Here is a 4883-nt window from a genome sequence, read left to right on the forward strand (position 1 = left end):
GCACAATCTTTGTGCGGTATTGCCATAACAACAATTGTTTACGCTTCTGTAGGTGCAGAAGAATCTCCATTTTCCGTGGGCTTTTCTTCTGTCGGTTCTGCTTCTGTTGCAGAGGTTTCCGGTTCTGCCGGTGTTTCCTCAAACTGGGAGGGATCCATTTTGCCCTGCATCAGGGTTTCGAAGTCATCCTTTTCGATCTTCTCGTGGATCATCAGATACTTTGCCAGCAGTTCCAGCTGATCCATGTGCATTTGCAGGATCGCCGTTGCCTTGTCGTATGCCTTTTCCACGATGTTCCGTACTTCGTCATCGATTTCACCGGCAACGCGGTCGGAGTAATCGCGGGACGAGCCCAGATCTCTGCCGAGGAAAACCTCGTTCTGGTCATTGCCATAGACGATCGGTCCCAGCTTTTCGCTGAAGCCGTAACGAGTCACCATGCTCCGTGCGGTAGAAGTGGCACGTTCCAGGTCGTTGGAGGCACCGGTGGAGATGTCGTCCAGCACCAGCTGTTCTGCCACACGTCCGCCCAGCAGCGTGATGATGTTTTCTTCCATTTCCTTTTTGGAAACGAAGCTTTTGTCCTGCTCCGGCAGGGACATGGTATAGCCGCCAGCCATACCTCTGGGGATAATGGACACCTGATGCACCTTATCCTGATGATCGCAGTAATAGGTGCAGACTGCATGCCCTGCCTCGTGGAATGCGGTCAGCCGCTTTTCCTTGGGCGTTACCTTATGGGACTTCTTTTCCGGTCCGGCGATCACCTTAATGGTCGCCTCCTGAATTTCGTCCATGGTGATTGCCTTTTTATTTTTCCGTGCAGCAAGCAGGCAGGCTTCATTCACCAGATTTTCCAGATCAGCACCGGTAAATCCCACGGTAGACTTGGCAATGGTAGTCAGGTCTACGTCCGGTCCGATGCTCTTGCTCTTGGTGTGTACTTTCAGGATCTGTTCCCGACCCTTAACGTCCGGATAGCCAACTACGATCTGACGGTCAAACCGTCCCGGACGCAGCAGAGCCGGATCCAGAATATCCCGCCGGTTGGTGGCAGCAATGACAATGACGTTGTCCTTGCCGGTAAAGCCGTCCATTTCCACCAGCAGCTGGTTCAGGGTCTGTTCCCGTTCGTCGTGTCCGCCGCCGATGCCGGTGCCGCGGTGGCGGCCGACTGCGTCAATTTCATCGATAAAGATAATAGACGGAGCGTTTTTCTTCGCCTGATCGAACAGGTCACGGACACGGGACGCACCGACACCCACAAACATTTCCACGAAATCCGAACCGGAAATGGAGAAGAACGGGCAGCCGGCTTCTCCTGCAACAGCTCTCGCCAGCAGAGTCTTACCGGTTCCGGGAGGTCCCATGAGCAGTACGCCCTTGGGGATACGGGCACCCAGTTCCGCATACTTCCGCGGATTTTTCAGGAAGTCTACAATTTCTTCCAGTTCATGCTTTTCCTCATCGGCACCTGCCACATCGGCAAAGGTTGCCTTGCGGGTGTTCGCCTGATTCTTGATGTTTGCCTTGCCGAAGGTGGTGTACTTGCCGCCGCCGTTTGCCTGCCGCATCATGAACACGAACAGGAAGATCATCAGCCCCAGCAGCACCAGTGTGGGAATCAGCGTCAGCAGCCACGAAGTATCCCGAATCTTATAATAGTCCACCTGCAGCGGAGCATCGGGGTGCTTCTGGTTATAGCTGGTGCGATAGTCCTTCGTATCATCACGGAATACCGATACATTGGGCACATCATAGGTCAGCTTATCCCCGTCGTCCAGCGTCAGCTTCAGTTCGCCGGAGCCCAGATCCAAGGTGTACGCAGTAACTTCATAATTATCGAAGTACTTCATAATGTCGGAATATTTGGTTTCTTTGCCGCCGGTTTTCAGCCCGTTCAGCAGGAAAACCAGTGCCACGATCAATACCACGACAACGAGCAGATACGCTCCGATCCCACGGCCTTTCTTTGGTGTCAAATTACATTCACTCCATTCTGTTGAAAAGAAAACCGGCAGGCAGCATTGCCGCCAGTTCTCTCTATATCATTGCGAGGGAACTGCTGCATCAGGTTTACGCACAAGCTTCAGCATTTCCCGAGAATTTCCAGCACCAGCAGCCGTCTGGTTTCTCCGTCCGGACAAACTCTTGCGGCACAGCCCACGCCCTCGGCGAAAATTACTCCGTCTGCATCTGCCAGCACATGAGCCGTGCGGCGGCGTTCCGGCGGAAGATTCGCCTGTATCAGTTTTTTCAGAGCAGAGGTGAACCCTCTGCCGGAAAGCTGCATGCGGTCGCCGGACTGTCTGGGACGCAGGAAGATTTCACCTTTTATTTTATCATAATCCAGACACGCATTTGCAAATTTTTTATGAATATTTGCAACATTTTCCGCAGGCGACACTGTTTCCAGTCGGGCATGCAACACAAAACCTGAAAAAAGCCGGTTTTCCCCCATTTGCAGAGGGATCGCTTCCGGCAAAGGCTCCGGCAGCTGCACCGTTTCTATGGTCAGTGTGCCCGACTTTCCCACAGCATAAACAGCACCAGACAAATTCCACCTGCCGCCCTGCCGTGCCAGTGCCGCCAGCCGTTCCAGCAGCGGAGCTTCACAGGAGATCCCCGCCTCCTCCAGCAGCATGGCAATACACCGGAACTGCAACGCCTCGTGAAGCGTTTCCAAGCCGGAAAGGGTATTCTTTCCGGTATGGCATTTGGCATAGGCTGCCTGTGCCTGCTGGTGCAGGAAATCGTCCTCCCGCCGCAGGCTCCGCAGGGTATAGGAAACCGTGCGTTCTACAGAAGGGTTCAGCTGTTCCAGTGCCGGAATCACCTGATGCCGGATCCGGTTGCGGGTGTAGGCATCGGTGAGGTTGGTGCTGTCGGTAACATAGGTCTGCCCCAGTGATTCCAGATACTGTTCCACCTGCCGCCGTGTCACCCGCAGCAGTGGACGGAGAAACCGCCCGTTTTTCGGCGGAATTGCCGTCAGTCCATGCAGGCTTGCTCCCCGCACCAGCCGGTGCACTGCCGTTTCCAGATTGTCCGAGGCAGTGTGTGCCGTGGCGATCCAGTCCGCCTGCACCTGTGCAAAGGCAGCATACCGGCATTCCCTTGCCGCCAGTTCCTCGGAGCAGTGCTCCTGTGCTGCCCTTGCTGCCGGATTCACATCATAGACCGCCAGCCGCACGCCCAGCCCCGCACAAAGCTGCTGACAGAATGTTCTGTCCCGTTCGCTTTCGGCTCCGCGGAGATGGTGATTGACATGCACCGCTGTAATTGTAATACCCAGTACCGGACGCAGTTCCAGCAGGCAGCGGAGCAGACACACGCTGTCCGCCCCGCCGGAAAGGGCACAGCAGACAGTTTGTTCCGGTTCCAGACAGTGCAGCTCCCGCAGTTGCTCCAGTACTGCACGGGAAACAGCATCAGCCCTCATCACGCATTTCCGCATTGGAGAAGCGAGTGAACTGACCGTCCCACATCAGCTTAACGGTACCGGTTTCGCCGTGACGGTTCTTTGCCACGATGCACTCGGAAATGTTCGGCGTGGGGCTGTCCTTATTATAGTAAGCATCCCGATAGAGAAACATTACAATGTCCGCGTCCTGCTCGATAGAACCGGATTCACGGAGGTCGGACAGCATCGGCCGCTTGTCGTTACGTCCTTCCGGACCACGGGACAGCTGGGACAGAACAATAATGGGAATATCCAGTTCTTTCGCCATGATTTTCAGCTGACGCGTCAGTTCCGAAACCACCAGTACACGGTTGTCGGTTTTCAGGGTAGAACCCATCAGCTGGAGATAGTCAATGACCACCAGTCCCAGATTCTTCATACGCCGCAGCTTCGCCTTGATCTGCTGCACGTTGATGCTGGCAGTATCGTCAATGTACATGGGCAGTCCGCTAAGAACGCCGGCACTGGTGGCAAGCCGCACCCAGTCCTCGTTGGTGAGAAAGCCGTTGCGAAGCTTCTGGGAATCTACCAGTGCTTCCGAAGAAAGCATACGGGTGGCAAGCTGCTCCTTGGACATTTCCAGCGAAAAGATCGCCACTTCCTTGCCGCTGTGCCGTGCCACGTTGGTGGCAATGTTCAGGGCGAAAGAAGTTTTACCCATACCGGGGCGGGCAGCGATCAGCAGCAGATCCGACTTGTTCAGACCGGAAGTCACCGTATCCAGATAGGAAAATCCTGTTCTGGCACCTACATATTTTTCTTTGTCCGGCCCTGCAATTTTGCCCACATGGTCATAGGCTTCACAAATGGCATCGCCGATCTTGGTCAGCCCCTGCACGTCCTTGCCCTGCCGAATGTCATAAATCCGCTGTTCTGCCGCGTCCATGAGCATCTGGGCACTGCCCTCGCCGGACTGAATGTCCTGCAAAATGCCCCGTGCCGCATATGCCAGACAACGGATATAATATTTTTCCGTGACAATGGCACAGTAGCTCTCGATATTCGAGGTAGACGGCACACTGTTGATTAACGCCGCCAGATAGTTTCTGCCCTCTGCGGCGGTTTCGAACACCTTGCGTTGCACTGCCACATTGAGCACCGTCACCACGTCTGCTCTTTCACCGGAAGTGAACATTTGCAGAATGATCTGGAACAGTTCCTGATGCTGGGGATTGAAAAAGCATTCCGGACGAACGGTTTCCAATACTACCGGCAGTACATTCGGGTCTTGCAGAATGGCACCCAGCACGGTCTGTTCTGCTTCCAGACTAAAGGGCAGTTCTGCGGCTTCGTTGGAAGAATACACTGTATCTGCCATGAAAATCCCTCCTTGGAAAAATAATGCGGGACGAAAACCGTACCCGCATTGCTCTGTTGCTGATGATTCTGGGCAATACCGCACAAAGATTGTGCGACAGAT

Annotated in this window: 3 protein-coding genes; all 3 read right to left on the reverse strand. The window is 54.4% G+C overall.

What is annotated here, in order from left to right:
* Positions 1 to 38: 38 nt before the first annotated feature.
* The 3 genes from ftsH to dnaB all read right to left on the reverse strand — a co-directional run bounded on the left by ftsH (position 39) and on the right by dnaB (position 4781).
* Positions 39 to 1982: an ATP-dependent zinc metalloprotease FtsH gene (ftsH, locus tag RUMCAL_RS03375; protein WP_021681110.1), complete on the reverse strand. Its 1944-nt coding sequence runs from the start codon at positions 1980 to 1982 to the stop codon at positions 39 to 41.
* Positions 1983 to 2089: 107 nt separating this feature from the next.
* On the reverse strand, positions 2090 to 3442 hold the full coding sequence (gene tilS / locus RUMCAL_RS14365; protein WP_021681111.1) for a tRNA lysidine(34) synthetase TilS: 1353 nt from the start codon (positions 3440 to 3442) through the stop codon (positions 2090 to 2092).
* Positions 3432 to 4781 (reverse strand): replicative DNA helicase, encoded by a 1350-nt coding sequence (dnaB, locus tag RUMCAL_RS03385; RefSeq protein WP_021681112.1) that lies wholly within the window; start codon positions 4779 to 4781, stop codon positions 3432 to 3434. The genes tilS and dnaB overlap by 11 nt, the downstream gene beginning before the upstream one ends.
* Positions 4782 to 4883: the final 102 nt, after the last annotated feature.

It is taken from the genome of Ruminococcus callidus ATCC 27760, from assembly GCF_000468015.1.
In the GTDB taxonomy this organism is placed as follows: domain Bacteria; phylum Bacillota; class Clostridia; order Oscillospirales; family Ruminococcaceae; genus Ruminococcus_C; species Ruminococcus_C callidus.